Annotated in this window: 24 protein-coding genes; 13 read left to right on the top strand and 11 right to left on the bottom strand. The window is 61.6% G+C overall.

What is annotated here, in order from left to right:
• The first annotated feature begins 194 nt into the window (after positions 1-194).
• From NKH38_RS28375 to NKH38_RS28365, 3 genes are all read left to right on the top strand, one after another.
• On the top strand, positions 195-1,841 hold the full coding sequence (locus NKH38_RS28375; protein WP_352763029.1) for an acyl-CoA synthetase: 1,647 nt from the start codon (positions 195-197) through the stop codon (positions 1,839-1,841).
• 244 nt (positions 1,842-2,085) lie between these two features.
• On the top strand, positions 2,086-2,979 hold the full coding sequence (locus NKH38_RS28370; protein WP_023693888.1) for a hypothetical protein: 894 nt from the start codon (positions 2,086-2,088) through the stop codon (positions 2,977-2,979).
• Positions 2,980-3,241: 262 nt separating this feature from the next.
• A complete protein-coding gene (locus tag NKH38_RS28365) occupies positions 3,242-5,863 on the top strand; it encodes a bifunctional diguanylate cyclase/phosphodiesterase (protein WP_352763031.1) in 2,622 nt (873 codons plus the stop codon).
• A 45-nt stretch (positions 5,864-5,908) separates the two neighbouring features.
• Here NKH38_RS28365 and NKH38_RS28360 read toward each other — a convergent pair whose 3' ends face one another.
• Positions 5,909-7,531 carry an ABC-F family ATP-binding cassette domain-containing protein gene (locus tag NKH38_RS28360; protein ID WP_023735472.1) on the bottom strand — a complete coding sequence of 541 codons (1,623 nt, stop codon included), beginning with the start codon at positions 7,529-7,531 and terminating at the stop codon, positions 5,909-5,911.
• 226 nt (positions 7,532-7,757) lie between these two features.
• On the opposite strand from NKH38_RS28360, the gene NKH38_RS28355 reads away from it, so the two are divergent.
• Entirely contained in the window at positions 7,758-8,072 is a 315-nt protein-coding gene (locus NKH38_RS28355) for an EthD family reductase (RefSeq protein ID WP_023670330.1), read from the top strand.
• A gap of 52 nt (positions 8,073-8,124) precedes the next feature.
• Here the strand turns inward: NKH38_RS28355 and NKH38_RS28350 are convergent, their stop codons facing one another.
• Positions 8,125-8,868 (bottom strand): 2OG-Fe(II) oxygenase, encoded by a 744-nt coding sequence (locus tag NKH38_RS28350; protein WP_023735473.1) that lies wholly within the window; start codon positions 8,866-8,868, stop codon positions 8,125-8,127.
• A 65-nt stretch (positions 8,869-8,933) separates the two neighbouring features.
• Here NKH38_RS28350 and NKH38_RS28345 point away from each other — a divergent pair, with 65 nt between their 5' ends.
• Complete coding sequence (locus NKH38_RS28345) at positions 8,934-9,392, top strand: hypothetical protein (RefSeq protein WP_050586866.1); 459 nt, start codon at positions 8,934-8,936, stop codon at positions 9,390-9,392.
• Between the two features lie 46 nt (positions 9,393-9,438).
• Here the strand turns inward: NKH38_RS28345 and NKH38_RS28340 are convergent, their stop codons facing one another.
• Both NKH38_RS28340 and NKH38_RS28335 read right to left on the bottom strand, forming a co-directional pair.
• On the bottom strand, positions 9,439-9,978 hold the full coding sequence (locus NKH38_RS28340; RefSeq protein WP_023695530.1) for a carboxymuconolactone decarboxylase family protein: 540 nt from the start codon (positions 9,976-9,978) through the stop codon (positions 9,439-9,441).
• A gap of 45 nt (positions 9,979-10,023) precedes the next feature.
• Positions 10,024-10,446 carry an OsmC family protein gene (locus NKH38_RS28335; RefSeq protein WP_023670326.1) on the bottom strand — a complete coding sequence of 141 codons (423 nt, stop codon included), beginning with the start codon at positions 10,444-10,446 and terminating at the stop codon, positions 10,024-10,026.
• Positions 10,447-10,646: 200 nt separating this feature from the next.
• On the opposite strand from NKH38_RS28335, the gene NKH38_RS28330 reads away from it, so the two are divergent.
• The 8 genes from NKH38_RS28330 to NKH38_RS28295 all read left to right on the top strand — a co-directional run bounded on the left by NKH38_RS28330 (position 10,647) and on the right by NKH38_RS28295 (position 17,814).
• Complete coding sequence (locus tag NKH38_RS28330; RefSeq protein ID WP_352763036.1) at positions 10,647-11,372, top strand: 3-keto-5-aminohexanoate cleavage protein; 726 nt, start codon at positions 10,647-10,649, stop codon at positions 11,370-11,372.
• Between the two features lie 172 nt (positions 11,373-11,544).
• A complete protein-coding gene (locus tag NKH38_RS28325; RefSeq protein WP_352654522.1) occupies positions 11,545-12,588 on the top strand; it encodes an acyltransferase family protein in 1,044 nt (347 codons plus the stop codon).
• Positions 12,589-12,906: 318 nt separating this feature from the next.
• The gene (locus NKH38_RS28320; protein WP_023670324.1) at positions 12,907-13,416 is read left to right on the top strand and encodes an Lrp/AsnC family transcriptional regulator; all 510 of its coding nucleotides are present in this window, start codon (positions 12,907-12,909) and stop codon (positions 13,414-13,416) included.
• On the top strand, positions 13,413-14,576 hold the full coding sequence (locus NKH38_RS28315) for a saccharopine dehydrogenase family protein (RefSeq protein ID WP_352763038.1): 1,164 nt from the start codon (positions 13,413-13,415) through the stop codon (positions 14,574-14,576). The genes NKH38_RS28320 and NKH38_RS28315 overlap by 4 nt, the downstream gene beginning before the upstream one ends.
• Before the next feature lie 109 nt (positions 14,577-14,685).
• The gene (locus NKH38_RS28310; RefSeq protein WP_023670322.1) at positions 14,686-15,474 is read left to right on the top strand and encodes an ABC transporter substrate-binding protein; all 789 of its coding nucleotides are present in this window, start codon (positions 14,686-14,688) and stop codon (positions 15,472-15,474) included.
• A gap of 192 nt (positions 15,475-15,666) precedes the next feature.
• Positions 15,667-16,344, top strand: coding sequence for an amino acid ABC transporter permease (locus NKH38_RS28305; RefSeq protein ID WP_023693902.1), 678 nt, complete (start codon positions 15,667-15,669; stop codon positions 16,342-16,344).
• A complete protein-coding gene (locus tag NKH38_RS28300; protein WP_023684787.1) occupies positions 16,341-17,015 on the top strand; it encodes an amino acid ABC transporter permease in 675 nt (224 codons plus the stop codon). The genes NKH38_RS28305 and NKH38_RS28300 overlap by 4 nt, the downstream gene beginning before the upstream one ends.
• A 70-nt stretch (positions 17,016-17,085) precedes the next feature.
• A complete protein-coding gene (locus NKH38_RS28295; RefSeq protein WP_023670319.1) occupies positions 17,086-17,814 on the top strand; it encodes an amino acid ABC transporter ATP-binding protein in 729 nt (242 codons plus the stop codon).
• A 208-nt stretch (positions 17,815-18,022) separates the two neighbouring features.
• Here the strand turns inward: NKH38_RS28295 and NKH38_RS28290 are convergent, their stop codons facing one another.
• From NKH38_RS28290 to NKH38_RS28260, 7 genes are all read right to left on the bottom strand, one after another.
• On the bottom strand, positions 18,023-19,090 hold the full coding sequence (locus NKH38_RS28290; protein ID WP_023684786.1) for a cyclic nucleotide-gated potassium channel: 1,068 nt from the start codon (positions 19,088-19,090) through the stop codon (positions 18,023-18,025).
• A gap of 144 nt (positions 19,091-19,234) precedes the next feature.
• Positions 19,235-20,305: an adenylate/guanylate cyclase domain-containing protein gene (locus NKH38_RS28285; RefSeq protein ID WP_023824100.1), complete on the bottom strand. Its 1,071-nt coding sequence runs from the start codon at positions 20,303-20,305 to the stop codon at positions 19,235-19,237.
• A gap of 3 nt (positions 20,306-20,308) precedes the next feature.
• A complete protein-coding gene (locus tag NKH38_RS28280; protein ID WP_023670316.1) occupies positions 20,309-20,803 on the bottom strand; it encodes a Rab family GTPase in 495 nt (164 codons plus the stop codon).
• 11 nt (positions 20,804-20,814) lie between these two features.
• Positions 20,815-23,493, bottom strand: a complete 2,679-nt coding sequence (locus NKH38_RS28275; protein ID WP_352763041.1) for an OmpA family protein — start codon at positions 23,491-23,493, stop codon at positions 20,815-20,817.
• A gap of 7 nt (positions 23,494-23,500) precedes the next feature.
• The gene (locus NKH38_RS28270) at positions 23,501-24,166 is read right to left on the bottom strand and encodes a hypothetical protein (RefSeq protein WP_023670314.1); all 666 of its coding nucleotides are present in this window, start codon (positions 24,164-24,166) and stop codon (positions 23,501-23,503) included.
• Between the two features lie 197 nt (positions 24,167-24,363).
• The gene (locus NKH38_RS28265; RefSeq protein WP_023715108.1) at positions 24,364-24,765 is read right to left on the bottom strand and encodes a GFA family protein; all 402 of its coding nucleotides are present in this window, start codon (positions 24,763-24,765) and stop codon (positions 24,364-24,366) included.
• A 21-nt stretch (positions 24,766-24,786) separates the two neighbouring features.
• The gene (locus tag NKH38_RS28260) at positions 24,787-25,845 is read right to left on the bottom strand and encodes a Gfo/Idh/MocA family protein (protein WP_023684783.1); all 1,059 of its coding nucleotides are present in this window, start codon (positions 25,843-25,845) and stop codon (positions 24,787-24,789) included.
• Positions 25,846-25,857 lie beyond the last annotated feature (12 nt).

The raw sequence follows: 25,857 nt of genomic DNA, 5'->3' as shown, positions 1-25,857 counted from the left end.
CTCGGGGCAATTCTGGCGGTGCTATCGGCCGGATGGATGGTTCGGTCAACAGCAGTGGCTCGGCGCGGATTGTCGCTGCGCTGCGGTCCTTCGCATCCCCGGCTATCGCCGTAATCGACCAGCGCAGCAATTTCAGGCAATCTGACCGATAAGGCGCTCCAAGGGGAGATGGGCGCCGCTTAGGGAGGACCGCGATGAGCAAAATGCCGCGCTATGAGGATGCCGCTCAGCGCTTTCGCATCGAAGATGAGATCGCCCGGTTGTATGGCAACCCTGGAACCGGCATCAATGCCTATGTCGAATGCTGCGGCCGCTACACCGGAGAAGACCGGCTGGCGCTGCGCGCGATCTCGGCCGGCGGCGAGCTTCGCGAATTCAGCTTCGACGATCTCGCCGACATGTCCGGGCGCGCCGCCAATGTGCTCAAGGCCGCCGGCGTCGGTGCCGGCGATGTCGTCGCCGGCATGCTGCCGCGCGTCCCCGAACTGGTGGCGCTGATCCTCGGGACGTGGCGCATCGGCGCGGTCTACCAGCCGCTGTTCACCGCCTTCGGTCCGAAAGCCATCGAGCACCGCCTCGGCTATAGCGGCGCCAGGATCGTGGTGACCAACCCGGCCAATCGCGGCAAGCTCGACGAGGTCGAGACATCAGCGCAAATCGCCACCATTCTTGGCAATGGCGGTGAGCTACCTGCAGGCGACATCGATTTCCGCGCCGCGCTTGCCGCCGCCTCGCCCGAGTGCCAGCCGGTGATGCGCAAGGGCGACGACTTGTTCATGATGATGTCGACGTCGGGAACGACCGGCCTGCCCAAGGGCGTGCCGGTGCCGCTTCGCGCCCTGCTCGCCTTCGGCGCCTATATGCGCGACGCGATCGGCTTGCTGCCCGACGACATCTTCTGGAACATCGCGGACCCCGGCTGGGCCTACGGCCTCTATTACGCCATCACCGGCCCGTTGCAGCTCGGCATCGCCACGACCTTCTATGAAGGCGCCTTCAACGCCAAGAGCACTTACGACATCATCGAGCGGCTCGGCGTCACCAGCCTTGCCGGCTCGCCGACCGCCTATCGCCTGCTGATGGCGGAAGGCGCGGAAGCTGCGGCCCGTGTCAAAGGCAGACTGCGCGTGGTGAGCAGCGCCGGCGAGCCGCTCAACCCGGAAGTCATCCGCTGGTTCGACGCAAATCTCGCCGCGCCCATTCACGACCATTACGGCCAGACCGAGAACGGCATGATGGTCAACAACCATCATGGGCTCTCGCACGTCGTGCGCGTGGGCTCGGCCGGCTTGGCAATGCCCGGATATCGCATGGTGGTATTGGACAAGGCCGGCAACGAGCTCGGCCCCAACCAGCCCGGCATCCTCGCCGTCGACATCGCGAAGTCGCCGCTGCGCTGGTTCGACGGCTATCACCAAGCCGAGACGCCAGCGATCACGGGCGGCTACTACCGCACCGGCGACACGGTGGAGTACGAGCCGGACGGTTCGGTCTCCTTCATCGGCCGCGCCGACGATGTCATCACTTCGGCCGGCTATCGCATCGGCCCGTTCGACGTCGAAAGCGCGCTGATCGAGCATCCGGCGGTCAACGAGGCGGCTGTCGTCGGCGTGCCCGATCCGCAGCGCACCGAGATCGTCAAGGCCTTCGTCGTTCTGGCGCCGGCTTACAAGGGCAATTCGGAGCTCGCCGAAGAGCTGGCCCAGCACGTCAAGAAACGGCTGTCGGCGCACGCCTACCCGCGCGAGGTCGAGTTCATCACGGAACTGCCGAAGACCCCAAGCGGCAAGATCCAGCGCTTCCTGCTGAGGAAGGCGGAGGTGGAGAAGCGCAAGGCGTGATTAGGCGCCAATCTCCCCCCTCGAGGGGGGGATGTCGCCGAAGGCGACCGAGGGGGTGGTTGGGGGGGAAGCGCTAACGTCGTCTCGCGCTGCAAAAGGAGTCAGCGCTTCACGCGCGGCGACCCCCTCTGGCCTGCCGGCCATCTCCCCCTCATGTGGGGAGATCTGCAGCTCCAACGGCGTCTTTTTTCAGCCCAATGTTGTCATGTATCCTTGGAATCGAACGTAGAGCAGGGTTTATATCATGCGGTGGGTCTGGACGTTTCTGTTTGCACTGGTGAGCAGCGTGGCTTTCGCGGCCTCGCCGGAGGACGACTATGTGGCCGCGCGTGACAAGGCGATTGCTGATATCGCAGCGCTGAACAGTGCGAACGCGGCAATCGAGACCATCGACGCTGAGAACGAGAAGGCGCTGGCCGACCTCCAGCAGCGTCTTGCCGGCATCATCGGTCCGCTGGCGGTCAAGGACTTTCCGCCAACCGGCACAATCAATATCGAAAGCCTCAGCGACTCCGATATCGGCTATGGCATGCTCGATGGGCTGCGATACACCAAGGGCGACGACGGCCCCAGCCTAGTGGCAACGACGCGAGGGCTGCTGGAGCGCTGGCTCCAGTCCAGAACCGCCGAGACCGACGAAAGTTTCAAACTGCCCGCCGGCATCGATGAGGCGCTTAAGCTGGATGCCTTCTATACCCAGGCGATCAACAGCGACGCCGCCTTCGAGGGAACGCTCGACTTTCCATTGAAGAAACCCGAAGGCGCCGACATCGCCTTCGCACGGCTCGGCGGCTGGACGCAGGACGTCGGGCCGATCTATGAGCAGGAAGTCATCGTTACGCTCGTCAAAGGCAACAGCGTGAGAATTATCGCAGCGCCGGCAGCCCCTGCCGTTCCGAAGATCGCCGCCTGCGACGCCGTGTGGGCTGCTGCGGACGCCGCCGCGCAGAAATTCCAGGAGGCCTACCAGGCATCGGACCTGAAGGACGAAAAAGCGTTCGAGTCCTCCAACGCCGCCTGGGACAAGGGCGACAGCGACTACCGGGCCTGCATGGCGCAGCGCCTGCCGGCTGACCCGGCTTTCCCGGCGCTGCTCGCCCAGGCGCAGGCGCTGGCCGATCAAATGGCTGGGAAGTAAGCCTCCCGCAAGGGCCCGCGCGGCAAGATCAGCCGGCTTGTTGCAATCTGAGGCGAATATGACTTCGCCGCTGGGTTGCAGAACGCTGCAACCTGGCGTCCTACTTTCGGACACTCATTCAGATTTCGGCTGGACCCTGGCAGCCAAAAGCTTACCGTTTGTTCTCGGATTCGTCTCGAAGCTCAAACTTAAGCTTTAGCTACTATGGTCGACCGAAGGACTACTGTCCTGGAAAGGTCTTCGGATCGAGTTGGCAGGTGCAATGCTCAATTCCGGCCGGTTGAAACGGGCCGTTTTTTCTTCCGCCAACTTGCCGGCGGCGATTGCCTTTGTCGTGCTTCTCGTCTGCGCCCTGGTTGCCGACCAGAGGAACAGAGAGGTCTCCGATCAGCTGGCGCGCGCCGACGTCCTGGCCAAGGTCAACATCATACGCGCCAAGCTCGAAGGCAACATAGGCGGCAATCTCCAGCTGGTTCAGGGTCTCGTTTCGACAATCGTTACCGAGCCTTATATGGGCCAGCAAAGATTTGCGGCACTCGCCCGTAATCTGTTCGAGCAAAAATCGCAGTTGCGCGATATTGCCGGCGCCCCCGACCTCGTCATCGCGCTGATGTATCCGCTGGAAGGCAATGAAAAAGCCATCGGGCTGGACTACCGCAAGAGCGATACGCAACGCATGGCCGCGCTTCGCGCCCGTGACCAGCGCGCGCTGGTGCTCGCCGGGCCGGTCAAACTGGCGCAAGGCGGACGTGGCTTCATCGGCCGTATCCCGGTCTTCGTGCCGACGGCGGGTGGCGGCGACCGTTTCTGGGGTATCGTCTCGGCCGTGATCGATGTCGATCGGCTCTACGCTGCCAGCGGACTGACCGACCCTGATCTGGATATCGATGTGGCGCTTATCGGCAAGGATGCGCTCGGCGGCGGCGGGGAACTGTTCTTCGGCGGCGATAATGTCGTGTCCGGCAATCCGGTGATGGAAGAGGTGCAATTGCCTTCAGGCTCCTGGCAAATTTCAGCCATACCGAAGGGCGGCTGGCCGACCGCTCCGAAAAATGAGTGGCTGTTGCGTCTGCTCATGGCGCTTGCCGGCGCGCTGGTGGTGCTGCCGATCCTCGTGGCAGGACGTCTTTTCGGTGAGCGGCAGAAAAGTGACGCCGAGTTGAGGCGCCTGTCCCGGCGGCTGGAGCTGGCGTTGGAAGCCTCTGCTATAGGCGTGTGGGAGCACGATACCGTCAGCAACGAACTCGTATGGGACGACCGCATCAACGAAATCTATGGCAAACCCGGCGGCGGCAAGACCCGTAGCTATGACGACTGGGCGCTGGCGATCCATCCCCAAGACTTCGAACGGGCTAAAGCAGATTTCGATTCGGCTGTTGCAACACAAGGCCCCTACTCTTCGCAGTATCGGCTCCTGCGGCCGGACGGCACCATTCGCCATGTGCGCACCCGCGCCAGTTTCTTCCGGGACATCGACGGCACGCCAAAAATGATCGGCGCCGAATGGGATGTGACAGGCGACGTGCTGCTCAACGAGAATCTCGTGCGTGAACGTCGCCTTTCAGAATCGAAAAATGCCGAACTGAACCTGGCCAAAGCCCGCATCGAGCATGTCGCGATGCATGATTCGCTGACCGGTCTGCCCAACCGTCGGTATCTGGACGAGATGCTTGCCGAAAACCGCGAAGCCGACGGCCGTGCGGCGTTGCTGCATCTCGACCTTGACCGGTTCAAGCAGATCAACGACACGCTCGGCCATGCAGCGGGCGATGCATTGCTGGTGCATGCTTCGAAAGTCATCAAGGCCAGCGTCGGCAGTGCCGATTTCGTTGCGCGCATCGGCGGCGACGAGTTTGTCGTGCTGAGCCATGGACGCGACGACAAGGAACTCGCCGCGCTGGCCGACCACATTATCGATGCGATGCGCCAGCCGGTCGACTATCTGGGTCACCAGTGCCGGTTCGGCGTCAGCATCGGCATTGCGGCCAATAGCGGCGTCGATGCAAGGCAGTTGCTTGTCAATGCCGATCTGGCGCTGTACCGGGCGAAAGGCCGCGGCCGCAACCGCTACGAGTTTTTCAACGAAGAGCTGCAGAGCGAGATCGTGCGGACCAAGCAGACCGCCGACGAGATTCTGGGCGGGCTCGAGCGGAACGAATTCATCGTCTACTATCAGCCGCAGTTCGACGCCAAGACGCTGGAGATCGTCGGCGTCGAGGCGCTGTCGCGTTGGGATCACCCGCAACGCGGCATGCTGACCCCCGACGCCTACATCAAGGTGGCTGAAGAACTCAATGTCGTGGCGCTTATCGACCGCACCGTCCTGGAGCAGGCGCTCGATAATTTCGAGCGTTGGTCGCGCAGCCACCTCAACATCCCGCGCGTCTCGGTCAACGTTTCCGCACGGCGCCTGGAAGACAGGGACCTGATCAAGGGTTTGCGCAAGCTTCCCATCAAGGAAGGGACCGTGTCGTTCGAACTGGTGGAGTCGATTTTCCTCGACGAAAACGACGAGCTGGTCAGCTGGAACATCGAACACATCAAGGGGCTCGGCATCGACGTCGAGATCGACGATTTCGGCACCGGGCATGCCTCGATCGTCTCGCTGTTGAAGTTGCGGCCCCGTCGCCTCAAGATCGACCGCCAACTGGTTACCCCCATCACCAGCTCAACCGCACAGCGGCAGCTTGTGTCGTCCATCATCGACATCGGCAAGTCGCTCGGGATCGAAGTGATCGCCGAGGGCGTCGAGACGATGGAGCACGCGCGCATCCTGAAAGAGCTTGGCTGCGACATCCTGCAAGGCTTCCTGTTCGGCTACCCGATGGATGCCAAAGTCTTCAAGGCCTTCGCGCAGTCGCGCAAATGGCTGGCGGCGAGCTGACAAATCCTGGCTTTGCTGGACGCAAATGCGGACGCAGGACCTGCGTCAGATCCGCAGCCCCGGCGCCTCGTGCCCGGTCCTCTCCACATATTCGGTATAGCCGCCGCCATAGGTGTGGATGCCTTCTGGCGTCAGTTCCAGCACGCGGTTGGAGAGTGCGGCCAGGAAATGGCGGTCGTGCGAGACGAACAGCATGGTGCCTTCGTATTGCGACAGCGCCGTGATCAGCATCTCCTTTGTGGCGATGTCCAAATGGTTGGTCGGCTCGTCCAGCACCAGCAGGTTGGGCGGGTCGAACAGCATCAGCGCCATTATCAGGCGCGCCTTTTCGCCGCCCGACAGCACCCGGCATTTCTTCTCGATCTCGTCGCCGGAAAAGCCGAAGCAGCCGGCGAGTGCCCTGAGCGGCGCCTGGCCGGCTTGTGGAAACGCGTCCTCCAGCGTCTGGAACACGGTGCGTTCGCCCTCCAGCACCTCCATGGCGTGCTGGGCGAAATAGCCCATTTTCACACTCGGCCCCCGAGCAACTGTGCCGGCATCCGGGTCAGACGCGCCGGCCACCAGCTTCAGCAGCGTCGACTTGCCGGCGCCGTTGACGCCCATGATGCACCAGCGCTCGCGGCGGCGGACCTGGAAGTCCAGCCCCTCATAGATCGAGCGGCTGCCATAGCCCTTGTGGACGTTCTTCAGCGTCACGACATCTTCGCCGCAGCGCGGCGCCGGCTGAAAATCGAAATTCACGATCTGACGGCGCTTGGGCGGCTCGACACGATCGATCTTGTCGAGCTTCTTCACCCGGCTCTGCACCTGGGCGGCGTGTGACGCCCGCGCCTTGAAGCGCTCGATAAAAGCGATCTCCTTGGCCAGCATGGCCTGCTGGCGCTCGAACTGCGCCTGCTGCTGCTTGTCGGCGATCGCCCGCTGCTGCTGGTAGAATTCGTAATTGCCGGAATAGGCGGTGAGCGAACCGGCGTCGATCTCGACCACCTTGTTGACGATGCGGTTCATGAACTCGCGGTCGTGCGAGGTCATCAGCAGCGCGCCCTCATAACCTTTCAGGAACTGCTCCAGCCAGATCAGGCTTTCGAGATCGAGATGGTTGGACGGTTCGTCGAGCAGCATGACATCGGGCCGCATCAACAGGATGCGGGCCAGCGCCACGCGCATCTTCCAGCCGCCGGACAGTTTGCCGACATCGCCATCCATCATCTCCTGGGAAAAGCCGAGGCCGTCGAGCACTTCGCGGGCGCGGCCATCGAGCGCATAGCCGTCGAGCTCCTCGAAACGATGCTGCGCCTCGCCGTACTTCTCGATGATCTCATCCATCCGGTCGGCCTGCTCGGGATCGGCCATGGCCGCCTCGAGTTCGGCCATTTCGGCCGCCACGTCGCTGACCGGCCCGGCGCCGTTCATCACTTCGGCCACAGCACTGTGGCCGGCCATGTCGCCGACATCCTGGCTGAAATAGCCGATGGTGACGCCGCGATCGACCTGCACCTGGCCCTCGTCGGGCTGCTCCTGGCCGGTAATCATGCGAAACAAAGTCGTCTTGCCGGCGCCGTTCGGACCGACAAGGCCGATCTTCTCGCCCTTCTGTAGCGAGGCCGAGGCCTCGATGAAGACAAGCTGGCGGCCGTTCTGCTTGCTGATGCTTTCAAGACGGATCATGAGGCGGTCCGGGGGAGTTGGTGCAAAGTTGAGGGATTTGCCCGGGGCCATACGCGAATGAGCGCAAGGAGGAAAGAGGCAGAAGTGCCACAGATGGTGGCGAGGACCCGTCATTGCGCCCGAAACAAAAATCCAGCGATTGTCGAAAACCGCCCTCGCGGAACGACATTGGCACGGCGGCCTGCATGGCCCCCAAACAGCGAGACCAACAGGCAGGAATATGACGATGGCCAAGATGCTCGTGATCTACAAAACCCCGGCTGATCCGGAGGCGTTCGACCGGCACTATTTCGAGGTTCATGTGCCGCTGGCCAAGAAGCTTCCCGGCCTGCGGCGCTACGACATCAGCAGGCGGCCCATCATCAAGCGCTCGGCGGGCGAGATTCCGTATCTGGTCGGGACACTCTATTTCGACAGCCTCGCCGATATGCAGAGCGCATTTGCCACCGAAATCGGCATTGCCTGCGCCGCTGACCGGCGTATACTCGCCCCAGGAGACGATGACTTGACGATGCTGCTGTTCGACGTCGACGAAGTGTGAATCTTAGCCGATCTCGGAGTGGAACGAAGGAGCCGCACCGAAGCGGACGACGTTACTTCGCGTCGTGGAAGATGATCCCCACCGTATGCCGCCGTCCCGAGCGCAGGCGGCTGACGCCGTGCCGGAGATTGACGCGGTAGTGCCCTTTCGTACCTTGCACCGGGCGATTGTGGACAGCAAAGATCACTGCATCGCCCCGGGTCAGCGGCACCACTTCGGCACGGCTTTGCATGCGCGGGCGCTGCTCGGTCAGCACGAATTCGCCGCCGGCGAAATCCTCGCCTGGCTGCGACAACAGGATTGCGACCTGCAGCGGAAAAGCGAGGTCGCCATAGAGGTCCTGATGGAGGCAGTTAAAGTCGCCGGGGCCATACTGGAGGAGAAGCGGCGTCGGCCGCGTTTGGCCGCTTTCGTGGCAAAGCTGGAGGAAGGCGGCGTGGTCATCGGGATAGCGCTGTGCCACGCCCATGCGTTCGTTCCAGTCGTTGGCGACGCCGGCCAGCCTCGGATAGAGCGCGGTGCGCAGGCCACCGACCAGATCCGGCAGCGGATAGCGGAAATAGCGGTACTCGCCCTTGCCGAAGCCATGGCGGGCCATCACCACATGGCTGCGGAAATGGTCCTCATGCGGATAGAGACCGGCGATCTCGGTGCACTCCTCGGGTGAAAGCAGCGCCGGCATGACGGTGCTGCCGTGGCTGTTCAGTTCGCCGACCAGAGCACTCCAGTCCTGCGCTGCGATGCGCGCTTCGGCCGAATGGGCTGCGCGTTTGGTGCTTATCGAATGGATGGTCATGGATGCCTCCTTTGCTTGCGGTCAAAGTGGGGCGAACGAGGCGCCTGGGCCACCCGATTCCTGCGATGAACATTGTCATCTGCTGCCGGCAGCGATTAACTGTGTACATGCATCTTTCGATCGAACCGCTAAATGGCGTCAAAGGGCTTCCTCTCGGATCGTCTAAGGCGACTGTCAGATCCTTCTTTTCAGGAGAGCTCAAGGTCTTCCGGCGGAGCCCAACCAGCGTTCCGGCCGACTATTGGCCGGACCTTGGAGTATTCGCCTATTACAAGGCCGATGGCGCACTCGAAGCGCTGGAATTCACCTCGCCTGCGATCTTGGAACTGGGTGGCGCGTCGCTGTTTCCGATTTCCATGGAGGTTGCGCTGAGGTTCTTGAGACAAACCGACCCCAATGTGAAGGTCGAGATCGATAGCGCGATTTCGAATGCTCTCGGCATCAGCATCTGGACAGCCATAGGAAAAGAAGCGGACTCCCAGGTGGAAACACTTTTGCTGTTTGGAGCCGGCTACTACGGCTGATCCTTCCGGGCGATATCCACTGCAGATCGACTGCGTATCGATCGCATCAGACCGGATCGGCACCCTTGCGGCGATACGCCTCCAACTCAGGGTCCAGATCGACCCTCACCGCGTTTGTGAACAGGCAGGTCGCCACCATGATGCCGGCGAAGGCGACGAGGTTGACCAGCAGTGTGTCGTCGTAGCTAGCCTTGAGTGCCGCCCAGACATCGTCGGGAACGGCGTTGGTATCGGCAGCGACTGCCTTGCCGAATTCGATCAGCAAAGCTTCTTCAGCGCTGGGCTCGATCGCCTCGGGATCAAGACCGCTGTCGATCAGCGCGCGGCGGAAGAAGGTAAGCGGTATCTCGGCGCGGCATCTCTCGGAGATCGCCAGCGACAACAGCCAGACAGCGCGGTCGTCGAGTGCGGGCTTGAGCAGATCGCGCAGGGTGAACCATTCGGCATAGATGCGGTGGGCCGCCGGTGAATGCAGCAGGATGCGCTTCATGTTGGTCATGCGCCCGCGCAGGCCAAGCTCCCTGTCGTGCTCGGCGCGGATGTCTTGCGATGCCGAGGCGTAGTCGATCGGCGGGATCATGGCCATGGGACGGTCCTTGGTTGGGTGGTAGCGAGGCATTCTGCGACACCCTCACCCAAGCGTCGTATGCAATTGCGGCGCGGCGCGCAGCGTGTTGGACACCGTGCAGATCGCTTCGGCGTCCTCGACGATCCGCTGCTTGGTCGCAGCGTCGAGATCGCCTGAGATGTCGAGCCTGATGTTGAGCCTTTCGACGCGCGACGGCTCGTCCTTGGCCTTCTCGCCGCTGACCTCGGCGCGCACCTCGCCAAGCGCGGCGGCAACCCCGAGGCGGGAGGCGGCGATGCGCGCACTCAGCACCATGCAGGCGGCGAGCGAGGCGTAGAGCAGGTCGAGCGGATTGAAGCCCGGCGCGCTGACGCCGGTGACGACATCGACTGCACCGCCGGTCGGAGTGGTGATGGAAGGCAAGCCGCCGGGCTGCAGCGTCGCCGTCGCGCCGGTGACGCGGGTTCTGACCTTCAACTCAGCCATCGCAAATCCTTCTGGCCGGCAGTCCGGCAAAGGGGTAAGGATCGCCCGTGGCGTGTCCTGTCCCGCTATATGGTATGTCCTGGGCCGATACCGCAACCTCCGCAGAAGCGGCACCCTGTCAGCAGTCTTCACTGCGCCCGTTTCCTCTCCACCCTGCTCTTTGCTAGGCTCGCGCGATCCGCAACAGGATCGCGAGAGCCATGATCGTCCAGGCCTGCATCAATGGCGCGCGCGCCGCCGATTTTCACCCCACACTGCCGCTCGACTCCGACGCTATGTCGCGCGACGGGGCGGCTTCGATTGCCGCGGGCGCAGCTGAGCTGCATGTCCATGCCCGCAGCGCGGACCGCCGCGAGAGCCTTGCGCCGGCAGCGATGGATCCGACCATCGCAGGGCTGCGCCGTGCCTGCCCCGGTACGCTGATCGGCGTCTCCACCGGCGCCTGGATCGAGAATGACGATACAAGCACGCTGGTCGCCATCGCCGGCTGGCGCGAATTGCCGGACTATGCCTCGGTCAATCTCAGCGAGGCGGCCGCGCCTATCGTCATGGAGAGCCTGCGGCAGCGCGGCATCGGCATCGAGGCGGGTCTGGCGTCGGTCGCCGACGCCGAGCGGCTGGTCGGCCTCGACCATGGCGGGCGCGTGCTGCGCGTGCTGATCGAGATTTCCGAGCAGACGCTAGACGGGGCTTTTGCGGTCGCCGACGGCATCGAACAGGTCCTGGAGCGCGCCGGCATTCGCCGTGCCATCCTGCTGCATGGCGAGAACGCGACGGTGTGGCCGTTCGTGCGCCGTGCCGCGGATCGCGACTGGTCGACGCGCGTCGGGCTGGAGGATGGGAAGCATCTGCCGGATGGCACGGTTGCGGCCGGCAATGCCGCGCTGACGGCGGCAGCCGTGGCGATCTTCCAGGCCGGGCGATAGCGCATACAAGCAGCGCGCCAAGGCATCGCCGAGACGATGGCGATCGCAAGGCCCGGGCCGCGAAAGTCGGTGAAAGCTATTCAAATTTTATGTATTAATTAAACCGGCAGTTAATCGTCGCATCAACGATCTCATCGGTGTTAATATTCTCCGGCATCGGGGACATTTTTTAATGAACGTCATTCCGGATAATGATCACGCTGCGCCGCGTCGGATTCAACAATATACATCGATACAGACCCTGCGGGGGCTAGCAGCCCTAATGGTTGTTATCTATCATCTTCCGGCCGCACTAGGCGTGCTCGATTTGCCTATTCCCATTCTAAACAGCGGCGTCGACCTGTTTTTCGTCATCAGCGGTTTTGTCATGGTTCTCTCGACGGAGAACAGACATCGCGACCACCGTGCTTTTTTGATGCAGCGGTTCACGCGCGTCGTTCCGTTCTATTGGGTCATGACCTTCCTCATGGTCGCCGCACTTTGGCTGTTTGCCGGTCGTGGAGTGTCCTTTGAGCAGATTACCAATAGCCTGCTTTTCGTGCCCTATCTCGATACGGCCACAGGCTATGTCCAGCCAGTGCTTGGCGTGGGTTGGACGCTCAATCTGGAAATCCTGTTTTACATTCTGTTCGCGGCGACTATGGGTTTTGGTGCGCTGACGCAAATGGCCACGATTGGCGTTGTCTTTGCAATCGCCGTAGCCGCACGCATTATCTTCAAACCCGCCGCCGACACTGTGCTGTTTTTCTATACCACGCCAATCCTGTTTGAGTTCCTTGCCGGCATGGCTGTCGGCCATCTGGTCGGCAGACTGGTGCGTTTGCCGGCTTTCCTGGGCGCCTCGGCTGTCGGGTTCGCTATTGTGTCCACACTGGTGATGGTACTTGGCTTCAACTTGCCGCGAACCCTTGCTCAAGGTATCCCGGCGCTGATCCTTGTCGCGGGTTGCATCAGCCTGGAGAGCTACTTCCGACTTTTTGCTCCTCGCGTGCTGGCAAGGCTGGGAGATGCTTCCTACTCTCTCTATCTGACCCATCCTATCGTGCTGCTCGCGATCGCTCCTGTCGTTGCAACCGCCAATGTGTCACCATGGCTTGCAAGCATAGCTATTGTCACCGCCTGCATCGCCGTGTCCCTGGCGAGTTATAGTTTTATCGAAAGGCCGCTTTTGGCCATGTCGCGAATGAGCCTCTCCGCTTATCAGGTGAAGGCGTGAGTTGCGGCTACGCCGCAGCTCGGTCGGCCTGCCATTCGGGTGCGTTGCTCACTACGACCTACCGTCGCGTTCAAGCGACCACGGCCGCGGCAAGATCGTCTTCGAACTCCCTCACCTAGTGCTGTCGCGCACATCCTCGACTGCCCCAAAATGTGCAGCGGTTTTGGGACGACATGCATCCTGTCTTGCCTGAACGCACACGGGAACTGACACAGAGGGATGACATAGCTCTTGCTGCTGTTAAAAATTCCCCATAAGGTATTTTTCATATCCGAAAGAAAATCCGATCGTTTCTTTCCCATTATGAAAGCCTTGCCTTTGCGTGAGCATCTCGATCAAACCGATCGACGGCTGGTAAAGCTGTTGTCGCAGGATGCCCAGCCCGGCATCAACCGGCTCGCCGAGACGATGGCGATCTCGGTGCCGACGGTGCGCTCAAGGTTGCGCAATCTGCTCGACCGCAACCTCTTGAAGATCGTCGGGCTGCTCAATCTGACCGAACGCCCCGAGTTGATCTCGGCCATTGTCGGCATCAACGCTCAGGGACGTGGCCGCGCCCGGGAACTGGCGCAGCGCATTGCCGAACTGCCTTTCGTCAACTCGGCCTCGGTGGTTACCGGGCGCTTCGACATCATCGTCGACGTGACCGTCGCCGGCGATGTCGCCGACCTCTACCGCATCACCAGCGAGCTGATTCCGGGCGCCGGCATTCCCGGGGAAGTCGTGCGCAGCGAAACCTTCGTCGTCATGGCTTCATGCAACAAATGGGTCAGCCTTCCCGAAGGCTGCTGGTCGGAAGAAACACCGTCACGCAAGGAGCCGGCATGAGAATAGCTGTTCTCGGCGGCCTCGGCCTGCAGGGACGGGCGGCCATCGCCGATCTCGTCGCCAGCGCCGGTGTCGAGGAAGTCGTCTGCGTCGATACGTCGGCTGACGGCCCTGCCCGGCTTGCCGGGCTGACCGACCTTTCCCGCGTGCGTTTCGTCATGCCCGAGGGCGCGATCGGTCCGGCGCTTGCCACCGTGCTGGCGGATGTCGACGCCGCCATCGATCTGTTGCCGCAGCCATTGATGCGCGAGGCGGTGCAGGCCGCGATCGCAACGCGCACGCCGCTGGTCACTACCAATTACGGCAAGGCGATTGCCGATCTGGCGCCGGAGGCTGAACAGGCCGGCGTTTCGATCATGACCGAATGCGGGCTCGACCCCGGCATCGACCTCGTGCTCTACGCGCGCGCCGCAAAGCAGTTCTCTACGATTTCTTCGATCGATTCCTATTGCGGCGGCATCCCCGAACCGAAGGCGATGGCCAAGCCGCTGTGCTACAAGGTGAGCTGGAATTTCGACATGGTTCTGGTCAGCCAGAACCGCGACAGCGTGATGATCGAGGATGGCAAGCGCGTCGAAGTGCCGGCCGGGCGGCAACACGACAATCCCTTCATCCACGAAATCGAGGTCGCGGGCCTTGGCCGGCTGGAAGCTTTCCCCAATGGCGACGCGCTGCACTATGTCGAGATGCTGGCAGCCGCCAAGGGATTGCGACGCTCGGGCCGCTATACGCTGCGCTGGCCGGGATGGTCGGCGTTCTGGGCGCCGCTGAAGGAACTCGGCTTCCTCTCCGAAGACAAGGTGCCCGGCACCAGCGCCAGCCCGCGCGAATTTCTCGGCCGGCTGCTCGGCCCGCAACTGCAATATGGCGCCGACGAGAAAGACCTTTGCGTGATGCGCAATGTCTTTTCCGGTCTCGAAGGCGGCCGCGCCAAAACGGTGACGTCGGACCTGATCATCGAACGCGACTTGGCATCAGGCCTGTTCGGCATGAGCCTTGGCGTCGGCTATCCCGCCAGCATCGTGGCGCAGATGCTGGCGCGGCGCGAGATCGCCACACCAGGGCTTTTGAACCCGCTGCTGCATGTGCCGGACGGGCCGTTCTTCGACGAGCTGGCGAGGCGTGGCATCAAGGTTGCCGAGACGGTGGCCTGGGACTGACTATTTTCGAACGGTGGCTGCCGCCGGCAAACGGTGCCGCCGCTCAAAAAACACCCAAAAGGGTGGAATAACAAAGTGGAACAACAACGATAACAGGAGGAATGCCAAAATGAAGATTGCCAGACTTTTTATCGCCGGACTTGCGCTTGCGGGGCTCGCCACGGCGGCCAGTGCCGGAACGCTCGACGAGATCACCAAGCGCGGCGAACTGCGCGTCGCGGTACAGACGCAAGGACCTCCCTTCTCGCTGGTCGGCGCGGCCGGCGAGCGCACCGGCAGTTCGGTCGAACTCGCCGAACTGATGGCCAAGGAAATGGGCGTCAAGATCACCTTCCTCGACTATGATTGGGACGGGCTGATCCCGGCGCTGCTTTCGGGCAAGGCCGACCTGCTCGTCGCCGACATGACGCCGACGCTGGCGCGCGGCATGAAGGTCGCCTTCACCACACCTTACATGTATACGGGCAGCACCGTCTTCACCAAGGCCGACAGCAAGTTCAAGACAACCGAGGACTGCAAGGCCAAGGGCACCAAGATCGCCGTGCTGTTGGGCGCCACCGGCGAAAAGGAAGCCAAGAACGCCTTCCCGGATGCCGACATCAAGAGCTACAAGGGCGGCGGCCCGCTGCTGCTCGACGCAGTCAACAACGGCCAGGCCGATTGCGGCGTCAACGACGTCTCGGCGGTCAAGGGTCAGTCGACAGCCTATCCCGCCGGCACCTTCACCATCATGCCGGACCTGTTGTCGAAGGAGCCGCTTGCCTTCGCCACCCGCTACGACGAGCCGGACCTGTTGATCTGGATGAACCTGTTCCTCAACCAGGTCAGCATCGACGGCCGCCTGCAGAAGAACCTCGACTACTGGGTCAATTCCGACGCCTGGAAGAAGGATCACTAAGCAGAGGTAAGCAGGGAGTAGTGAGTAGGAAGTAGTGAATGGTGAATGGTGAATGGTGAATGGTGAATGGCCATTCCGGACGCTACTCACTACTCACTACTCACTACTCACTACTCACTACTCACTACTCACTACTCACTACTCACTACTCACTACTCACTACTGCCCATTCACCATTCACCATTCACCGCCATGCTCGAAAATTTCAGCTTCCGCACCATCATCGAATATCTGCCTTTGTTCGGGCAGGGTCTGATCACGACCGTGTGGCTGTCGGCGCTGTCCTTTGCGGGCGCGCTGGCCGTCGGCATCGTGCTCGCCGCCATGAACCTGCAGCGCGGCCAGCTGTTTCGCGTGCTGGCCAAGGGCTATATCGATGCCGTGCGCGCCACGCCGTTGCTGGCGCAGCTCTACTTCCTCTATTTCGGCCTGCCGCGTCTCGGCTTCGTCCTGCCCGAGCTGGTCGTCGGCATCATCGCTCTGTCGCTGAACAGCGGCGCCTATGTCGCGGAAATCATCCGCGCCGGCATCCTGTCGATCCCGCGCGGCCAGGTCGAGGCCGGCGTCGCCTCGGGGATGACCTATGTCCAGCGCATGCGCCTGGTCATCCTGCCGCAAGCCTTCAAGGTGACGATCCCGCCGCTGCTCGGCCAGGCGATCGTGCTGGTCAAGGATTCCGCGCTTTTGTCGCTGATCTCGGTTTCCGAACTGACGCGCGCCGGCCAGTTGCTGGCGTCCGACCGCTTCATGCCGGCGGAAGGTTTCATCACCATCGCCGCCTTCTATCTGCTGCTCTATTACGGCCTCAAAGGACTGGCGGGGCTGTCCAGTCGCTGGCTCGGTCTGCAGCCGGCAAGGAGCAGCACATGATCTGGCAACAGCTGCAAAGCCTGGCCGGCAGCTACCCCCTCGCCTTGCGCGGCCTTGGCATGACCGTGATGCTGTCGGCGATCAGCCTGGTGCTGGGCACGCTGCTTGGCTTCGGCCTCGGCATATTGCGCACCGGCGGCAACCGGCTGATCTCGAGCGTGATCGGGGCCTGGGTCGACCTGATCCGCGGCACGCCGTTCCTGGTGCAGATCTTTCTGATCTTCTTCATCCTGCCGGAATTCGGCATCGAGCTCGATGCCTTCACCGCCGGCATCATCGCGCTCACCAACCTCGCCGCGTGCTTCATCTGCGAGATCGTCGCCGCCGGCATCCGCTCGGTGCCGACCGGCCAGGTTGAGGCAGCTCTGGCGTCTGGCCTGTCGCGCTGGCAACGCATGCGCCAGGTGGTGCTGCCGCAGGCGATGCGCATCGTGCTGCCGCCGCTGGTCGGGCAATATGTACTCTTGATCAAGGATTCCTCCGTCGTCTCGGCGATCGGGCTGACCGACCTCACCCGCGTCGGCTGGCTTGTGGTGCAGCGTGTGCCCAACGGCCTGCTGGTCTTCTTCCTGGTCGGCGTCGGCTATTTCGTCGTCTGCTATCCGCTGATCATGCTCGCCCGCCGGCTGGAGCGCCGCATGGGCGCGGCGCATGGCGAGGTGCAGCTGTGACATCGAACCCAAAGGGCTGACCGCCATGACCAATCCAAGCCCGACCAAGACAAACCTGACCAAAACGGGCATGATCGACTTTCGCGGCGTCAACAAATGGTTCGGCTCGCTCAATGTGCTGAAGGACATCACGCTCAGCGTCGAGCCGCGCGAAGTGGTCGTCGTCTGCGGCCCAAGTGGTTCGGGCAAGTCGACGCTGATCCGCTGCATCAACGGCCTGGAAGCGATCAAGGATGGCGACCTCGTCGTCGACGGCCAGCGCCTCGGCGACCCCGCCACCAACATGACGCAGTTGCGCACCGAGATCGGCTTCGTCTTCCAGTCGTTCAACCTCTACCCGCACAAGACGGCGCTGGAAAACGTCACGCTGGCGCCGATCCATGTGCGCAAGATCCCCCGCGCCGAGGCCGAGCAGGCCGGGCGCGACTTGCTGGCCAAGGTCGGCCTCGCCGACAAGGTCAACGCCTACCCGTCACAGCTGTCCGGCGGCCAGCAGCAGCGTGTGGCCATCGCGCGCTGCCTCGGCATGCGCCCCAAGATCATGCTGTTTGACGAACCGACCTCGGCGCTCGATCCCGAGATGATTTCCGAAGTGCTCGACGTCATGGTCGCGGTGGCCGAGGAAGGCATGACCATGATGGTGGTAACGCACGAAATGGGCTTTGCCCGCAAGGTGGCGCAGCGCGTGGTGTTCATGGACGCCGGCGCCATCGTCGAAAGCGGCACGCCGGAGGCGTTTTTCTCCGACCCGAAGACCGACCGCAGCCGGGCTTTTCTAAGCAAGATTCTAAGGCATTAGAGTTTAGCCAAAGCCGGTCGTCCGAAAGGCCGCGGGGCAGGAACTGTCGACGCATAGCGCCAAACAACGAGCCGCCGGTAGAGTGGATCGGCTACGTTTAGGTCTCCGGCTACGCCTCTGGGAACTTCCACGTGCCGTCCATAACCTCAGCGCGTGGTCGATAGAGCCGTACCATCCAGTTCCAGCCGGGCCACCATCGGCTGTACGGTCAAGCCACCGGCGCCGCGCCGCGCCGCTCGAGCGCGGTCCTGCGGATGATTTCCGCGATTTCCGGGCTACTGCTGCACAGCATCTGGAAATCCGCCGCGTGCAGCGACAGGAGTGAGACAGAAGTCGCGGCAGTGACGGTCGCCATACGCGGTTCGCCGCTGATCAGCGCCATCTCGCCGAAGAAGGCGCCAGGGCCAAGCTCCACCGGGTTGGGCGTCGCGACGCTGACGCGGCCCTCCACGACGAAGAACATCCGATCACCGGTCTCGCCACTGCGGCAGATCACGGCGCCCGCCGGCACCGTGCGAGGCCTTAACGCGCGCACGATCTCGACCAGCGTGGCCGGGCCAAGCTTCTGAAACAACGGAACGCCGGCAATCAATTGCCAATTGCGGACGAAATCCTCGCGACGGACTTCTTGATAAAAGCCGGAGGCAAGAATGCCGGCCCAGAGCCCGAAGATGCCGATGCCACACATCATGACAGCCCCGGCAAGGACGCGGCCGGCGAAGCTTTGCGGAATGTCGTCGCCATAGCCGGTAGTGGACAGCGTGACCACCGCCCACCACATTGTCTCGGGGATGCTGCCGAACTTTTCCGGTTGGACGTCGCGCTCGATGACATAGGCCGCGAGTGCGACACCGAACAGAACCAGGCCGAAGACCGTGGTGACGCCGACCAGGTTGCGCGCTTCGTTGGCCAGAACCCTGCCAAGCAGCGGGAAGAAGGTCGAGTCGCGCAGCGGCTTCAGCAGCCAGACAGCACAGTAGAGGCTCCGGTCGGGCGTGCCGTCGAGCAGAAATGCGGCGACTGGAACCAAAACCGCGAGCACATCGATCGCGATTGCCGGCGTCCTGTCCCTGAGGTCTCCCGCCCAGCGCTTGAGCAGGGTCTCGGCCATCTGCAGAAGATAGGCGGCCCAAATGACAGCAAGCACGGCAGCCAGAGCCAGTCTGCTTCGTCCGGACATGTTCGGCATCGTGAGCGCAGCCACCGCCAGAAGCCCAGGCGCAGCGAGCACCGCATTTAGCGGTGCGTAGATTCTCAGAAAAGGCAGTACCGACATTCTATCCCACCAGCGGCCACTGTGCTCCAGAATAGAGGCCTTCCGGGCAAGCGCAAAGGGTGCTTTGCGATCGCAAGATCAGGTCACGCCAATGGCTTTCGGGCGCCGCTATCGGCGCTCCACGGTCGCACCGCAGGCGACGGATCAGCTCGGGAGCCGCCACATTCGCACGCGACCCGCACCGCGCAATTCCGTTTCCTCGAGTGGGTCGCAAGCAAATTTCGGTCCAAGCAGTTGGCAAGTTGCATCGGAAATACGGATTTCATCGGGCTCCGCGGACGTTTGAATACGTGAGGCGAGATTAACGGTCTCACCCCACAGGTCATAGGCGAACCGCCTCTTGCCTATGACGCCGGCGACGATCGGTCCTGAGTGAATTCCAATTCTCAGCCTTATCGGTTCTCCTGCGAAGCGTTCCCGCTTGACCGCTTTGCGCAGCTCAATCGCATAGCGCGTGAGGGCCTTTGCATGATCGGATCGCGCCGTGGGCAGGCCGGCGACCACCATCACACAATCGCCAATTGTTTTGATTTTTTCGCAGCCGTATCGCTCAGAGAGCCGATCCGCCGCCTTGAAGAAGTAGTTTAAAATAGCGAGCGTCGTCACCGCTCCGACGCTGCGCGCTCTTTCGGTAAAGCCGACGATGTCGGCAAAAAGCACACTCACCTCCGCATGGTTGTCGGCAATTTTCTTTTGCGCTTTCAACCGCTCCGCGATGGATGCCGGAAGAATGTTGAGGAGCAGGGTTTCGGCGCGCTGGTATTCACGCGCCAATCCCTCCTGGCTCTTTCTCAGTGCCTCGTTCGTCGATTGCAATTTTTCGTTGAGTTGACGCTCCCTCTCTTGCAGGAGCGTCATTTCATAGGCCTTCTGTTGAAGCCGCTGCCTGTTGTCTCGTTCGGCAGTGGCGTCCAGAAAAAGCAGCCACACGCACGCATTGTCAGCAAAAAAATGAAGGTCGGCGACACGCCCGCCGGGCAGTTCGATCATGTCCATGCGAAACGGAAGCTCCGGGCAAGGCAGCAAACCTTCCATGAATTCAAGCTGCCCCGCAACAGGCTTGCCGATGCGAAGCGATGACAGCCCGTAATGTTCAACATTACCGCCCTTGGCAGCTATGCAAAGCTCAGCGTCGATTTTCAGATAAGCGACAGCGTGCCCGTCGAAGAAGAAATTGAAAAACCAATTTCTGACTTCTTTTGGCAATTCATGCATGGTCTATTTGGTGACCATCAAGGCAAGTTGACGAAAGGCGTCATCGACCTGCTCGCCCGAAAGCGCACTTGTTAGATAGATTTGCCATCCACGTTGCCTCAACTCGTTGATCTCACCATCCGATATCGCCCACCGATCGGCCAGATCGGACTTGTTGAACAGCAATACGAACGGCATGGCGCCGAATTCGGCCTCGACCCGTTCGCGCAGCGTGAGTGCCACGGCAAGAGTAGCAGCGCGGGTTCCATCGACGACTAGCACGAGCCCGGTTGCACCTCGAACATAGCTGACGCGGAATGAGCCGATATCGTCCTCGCCGGCCAAATCCCACAAAATCAGATCCACGGTTTTGTCCGGGAGCGCGACGCTCTTCTTGTCGATTTTCACTCCAACGGTGGTCAAGTAGGTTTCTGAGAAGATGCTCTGCACAAACCTGCGGACCAGACTCGTCTTTCCGACAGCGAAACCGCCCAGCATGCAGATCTTTTTTTGCAACATGTTGGGCTCCGCTAGTCCAGGTTTACGGTAATCGAAACCCGGCGATTGGTGGAGCTACCGGTTAGACTGTTTTCAGGTACAGCCGGCTCAAAAGTGCCCGCGCCCCGAACCAGCAGCAATTCGGGAGCGACGCCCCGCTTGTTGAGAAGCGCACGAACTGTCTCGGCGCGGGCGGCGCTGATCGACGCGTTGGCCGTCTCACGGCCCGTGGTGTCCGAATGCCCGGTCAACATGAACCGCGCCGTTACGCCGGAATTGCGGGCACTCTGGGCGAATTCCTTTATTTGATCCGCCAACCTGTCGAGAACCGGCGTCTGCTCCGGTCCCGGCACAACCTTGCCGGAAGAGAAGAAAATATCGGTCGTCTGGATGGCCTGCCTCAAATGATTAAGTTCTGCGAGGTTCAGCTCACGCAGCTGCGAGACATCCAGAACCACTCCGTCCGCCGAAAGTTGTTCAGCGGCGGCCCGCGCGCGGTTGATCCAGCCGGCAGGAGCCTCACCCACGGCCACGATGCGACCCTGGATGATCGAGAGCTGAACGGTTTTCGGCGGGGACAGCGCCGCCGTCAGCCGCTTCACCACAAACTTCGGATCAAGGCTCTGATAGAATTGCCACTGTGCATGAACGCGGGCAGGATCAACGTCCGTTCCGGAGAGCAGGGCTTGCGGGTCGGCGGCAAGCGGGTCTCTCAAGCCGGAAATGTAGAAATGTCCGCCCCTCGCGCTTTGTTGGGCGACGATGATTCCCGATTGGGCCTCAAGTCGCGACACATAATACTGCCAGTGCTCCGCCGCGCGTGCTTCGGGGCTCACGTCACGAACCTTGGAGATGTCGAATTCGGGTCCGCCTGCCGAAAGCTGCCGGGCCGCCGCGCGCGCGCGATCGATCCAGGTGTCGGGAGCCTCACCCTCGGCAACGATGCGATCATCGACGATCGAAAGTCGTACTGTATCCGGCGGATACAGTGACGCCGTCAGCCGCTTCAGCACGAACTCCGGCTCAAGGCTCTGATAGAACTGCCACTGCGCATGAACCCGGGCGGGATCGACCTCTGTTCCCGACAACAGCGACTGCGGATCGGCGCCAAGCGGGTCTCGCAGGCCGGCAATATAGAATTGGCCGTCGCTTATCTTTTGGTCTGCAACGATGATGCCCGGCTGGGTCTCCAGTCGCGACACATAGGCGTGCCAGCGCTCCGCCTCGCGCACTTGGGGACTTACGTCACGAACCCCCGAGATATCGAAGACCGGCCCGCCTGCCGAAAGCTGCTGGGCCGCCGCGCGCGCCCGGCTGATCCAGGTGTCGGGAGCCTCACCCTCGGCGACGATGCGGCCATCGACAATCGAAAGTCGCACTGAATCCGGCGGAGCCAGCGACGCCGTCAGCCGCTTCAGCACGAACTCCGGCTCAAGGCTCTGATAAAATTGCCATTGCGAATGAACCCCGGCCGGATCGACTCCCGTGCCTGACAACAGCGACTGCGGGTCGACGGCAAGCGGGTCCCTCAGGCCGGCAATATAGAACTGGCCATCGCGTACCTGCTGTTCGGCAACGATGATGCCCGGCTGGGCCTCCACTCGCGACACGTAAGCCTGCCAGCGCGACACGTAAGCCTGCCAGCGCTGCGCTGATTGCCAGGAAAGAAAGTACCAACCGCCTGCCAGACTCAAGAGCAACAGGGCAACGGCCGCCACCAGCCACGGAAATCCGTCGTTTGATTCCTCTTGCTTGAGCTCGACGCAGGTCTGCAACTGCGCCTCTACGGAGGCCAGCTGCGAACCGTCGCCGTCAAACTGCTCTAAAGCCTCTGAGGATTGCTCATGGATGCGAAGCAACACATCGCGAACGATTTCATGCAATTCCTCCGGCGGATTTCCCCGGATCACCGAAACCAGTGTCGCAAACGGTCCAACTTCCGACCAGAGACGAAGCTCGCCGAAACGGATTGTGTCCAGGCCGCTCTGCTCTTTCTCGTTAAATGAGTCTTTTACAAAATCCTGAATCGCACTGAGCATCGAAGAAATGAGCTGAGGATCTTCGCTCGTCGCATTGTTGGCAGTTACATGCGCTATCAAAAGGCCGGAATTCCGATGAATGAGAAAGGCATGTTCCACACGGTAGACGAGGGAATGCTTCAGAACAACTGCCGAGAAGCTTGCCCCTGTTCTCCAGGCTTCAAGTCTCCACTTGAGCCCGTGCCAGGTGAATATGTGCCTTAGAGTTTCATTCAGCGACTGAAAGGTCTGGTCGATCTTTTCGCCGATCGACTTGCGAATTGCCGGCAGAAACACCGGGTACAATATGTCCGTCAGCGTGCGCGGGCTCTTCTGGATCGACCGTTGCACAGCCCGTTCGACAGCTGGCGCAAGCGCCTCGCCGAGTTGCGCGTAAGGCGCTCGTCCGGCAGCACTGGGAAGAACGTCGCCCACGGCCGCCGCAAGCTGCTCGGGTTCGTCGAGCAGATGCGTAACGCGTGAAAGCTCCGAGATTTCGCGGCTGACCAGCAACTGCCGCAGCGTTTCCATGCGCGGATCGGCGGTTGGAACCGCCTCGAACTGCGCACGGTAGTCCGGATCAACGTTCCGGGCAATTTCGATCAAAAGACGAGCCAGAGCCTCGCGATCAATCTCTGTATCGTTCGAGGCTGTTCTTTGCGGAAGGTTGAATGGGTCGACGGTGGACGTCAAGGTCCCATCAACTCACTTTCCAGCTGCGGTCCGAGTTGCTCTTGCTCCCGACGGGATCCTGATTGAGACATTTTGCAACCTCGACAAACAGGCCAGCCAAAAGATTTCGGTCGGTCTTGACGTTGCTGAGGTCGGCAAACATCTTCTCGATCAGCATCTGAACGCCTTCATTCTTCTGCTTGATTTCCTCACGCAGCAAATGATCGTTTCGATTTATCCGGTCCGAAACGTCGCGCTCGAGCGCGCTCAACTGATCCGACAACGTGCGCACCTGCTTTTCAAGAGCCTGGTTTTGCTCGCGAAGATTCCGGTCGATCTCCTTGTCGGCATCGGCTCGTGAATCTTTTTCGCTCCGCAATTGCCCTGCAAGCGAATCGATCTGCTTCTTTGCATTCGACTCGTACATTTCGAGATTGCGCTTGGCCTCGGACTCGACATCCTTGAAGCGCTGCAACACCCGTTCTTCAAGCTTGGAAAAACGGCGGTCATAGTCCTGCATCTGGTTGCCGAAGAGCAGGTCACGGATCTTGTCGACACCGACGGCGTCGCCGGCGGTTCCGTTTTCGCGGGCCTGAACTCCCATGAAGTTCAGCCCGTTTCCTTCTGTGTTACCTATCAGATTTACGTCCGCCTTCTTTTCTGAAGAAGCGGAATTCGAAGATTCCTTAGCCATCCATATACCCCCATTGAACACATGCCGTCAGGTAAGCATGTCAGCAATCGGGCCGCAAGCCGGATTCGTCTTGACTTATGCCTATTCATGGGGCAGCCGAGCGCGGTGGCTAACGGCTCGGCAATGGCAATCAGGGGGCGATGCCCTCTCAAAGGCGCGGAGCGTGCGGACGGTTCCGGGTATCCAAAAAGCGGCCTTCAGTCGAACGTCGCCAGCGGCTCGGCGTTGATCTCGACCCACTCACAGCGACGGCTTTCGTGGTAAAAAGACTGGAAGGGCGGCGGGAACGACGGGTCGGCGAAGGCGCCGACGGGAATGGCGATCACACCGGGCTGCGTGTCGATGCGATAGTGGACGGCGGCGCCGCACTCCGGACAGAAATTGTAGATGACGCGGCCGCCCTCGTCGCCGGCGCGCGTGAACTGCTTCGCCCGCCCCTCGATCGATACATCAGCTTGCGCAAACCGGACATTGTAGCTGAAGGCGCTGCCGGTGCGGCGCTTGCAGTCGAGGCAATGGCAGACCGAGATGCGCACCGGCTCGCCCGAACAGACGGCTGAAAGCTGGCCGCAGAGACATTGCGCGCGGCGCGTGACCATTGTTTCTTCCTCCCCTTCACATCACTGCGTATCGGCGCTGGCCCTCAGTTCCGTCCGCTTCTGTTCCGAAACCATGGCTAGATCCAGCACCTTCTGCAGTTCGGCGGCATGGTGGAATGAAGGCTCGGCCTGCACGCCGCTGCGAACCGCATCGACGAAGCGCTGGTAATTGGTCGGCACCGTGCCGGCGTCGAGCACCTGCCATTTGGCGTTCTCGATATCCTCGCCGACACACGCCTTCAGTTCCGAACCCTCGAGATTGTGCACGACTTCGATGCCGCCCTTGTCGCCATAGATGCGCAGGCGCAATTCGTTGATGTGGCCGGTCGCCCAGCGGCTGGCGTGAACGACGCCAAAGGCGCCGTTGGAGAAATCCAGCGTCATGGCGAAGCTGTCATTGGCGTCGAGGTCGTATTCGCCGATACGGTTGCCTGGCGCCTTGTCGAAGGTGCGCAGCCGGCAAAACACGTGGTCGACGTCGAGTGCGGCGCCATAGCTGGCGAAATCGAGGATGTGGATGCCGACATCGCCGAGCACGCCGTTGGAGCCGTGGTCGCGCGACAGCCGCCACAGCCATTTCGGGTCGGTGCGCCAGTCGCCCCAGAATTTCGAGACCAGCCAGCTCTGTAGATAGGAGGACTCGACGTGGCGGACGGTGCCGATCTCGCCGGCCAGCACCATCTGCCGCGCCTTCTGCAAGGCAGCGACATTGCGATAGGTGAGATTGACCATGTTGACGATGCCGGCGGCCTCAGCCGCTTTGGCCATCTCGCTTGCCTTGCCGAAGTCTTCGGCCAGCGGCTTTTCGCACAGCACCGGCTTGCCGGCCGCGATCAGCGCCATGGTGGTCGGGTGGTGAATGCGGTCGGGCGTGACGTTGGCGACCGCATCGAACTCGCCCCACGCCAGCGCGTCTTCCAGGGATGTGAATCGCTTCGGTATCTTGAACCCGTCGGCAAATTCGCCAACGCGCTTTTCATCGACGTCGACAGCACCGACGATCTCGACGCCGTCGATACCGCCGAAGCGGCGGGCATGCTCCTGCGCCATCCAGCCGGTACCCAGTATCAAAAGCCGCATTCTCTGCACTCC

This window comes from Mesorhizobium sp. M1078 (assembly GCF_040318615.1).
Lineage (GTDB): Bacteria > Pseudomonadota > Alphaproteobacteria > Rhizobiales > Rhizobiaceae > Mesorhizobium.
Note: the sequence above shows the minus strand (reverse complement) of the source record. Positions and strands in the feature narration are given on the sequence as shown.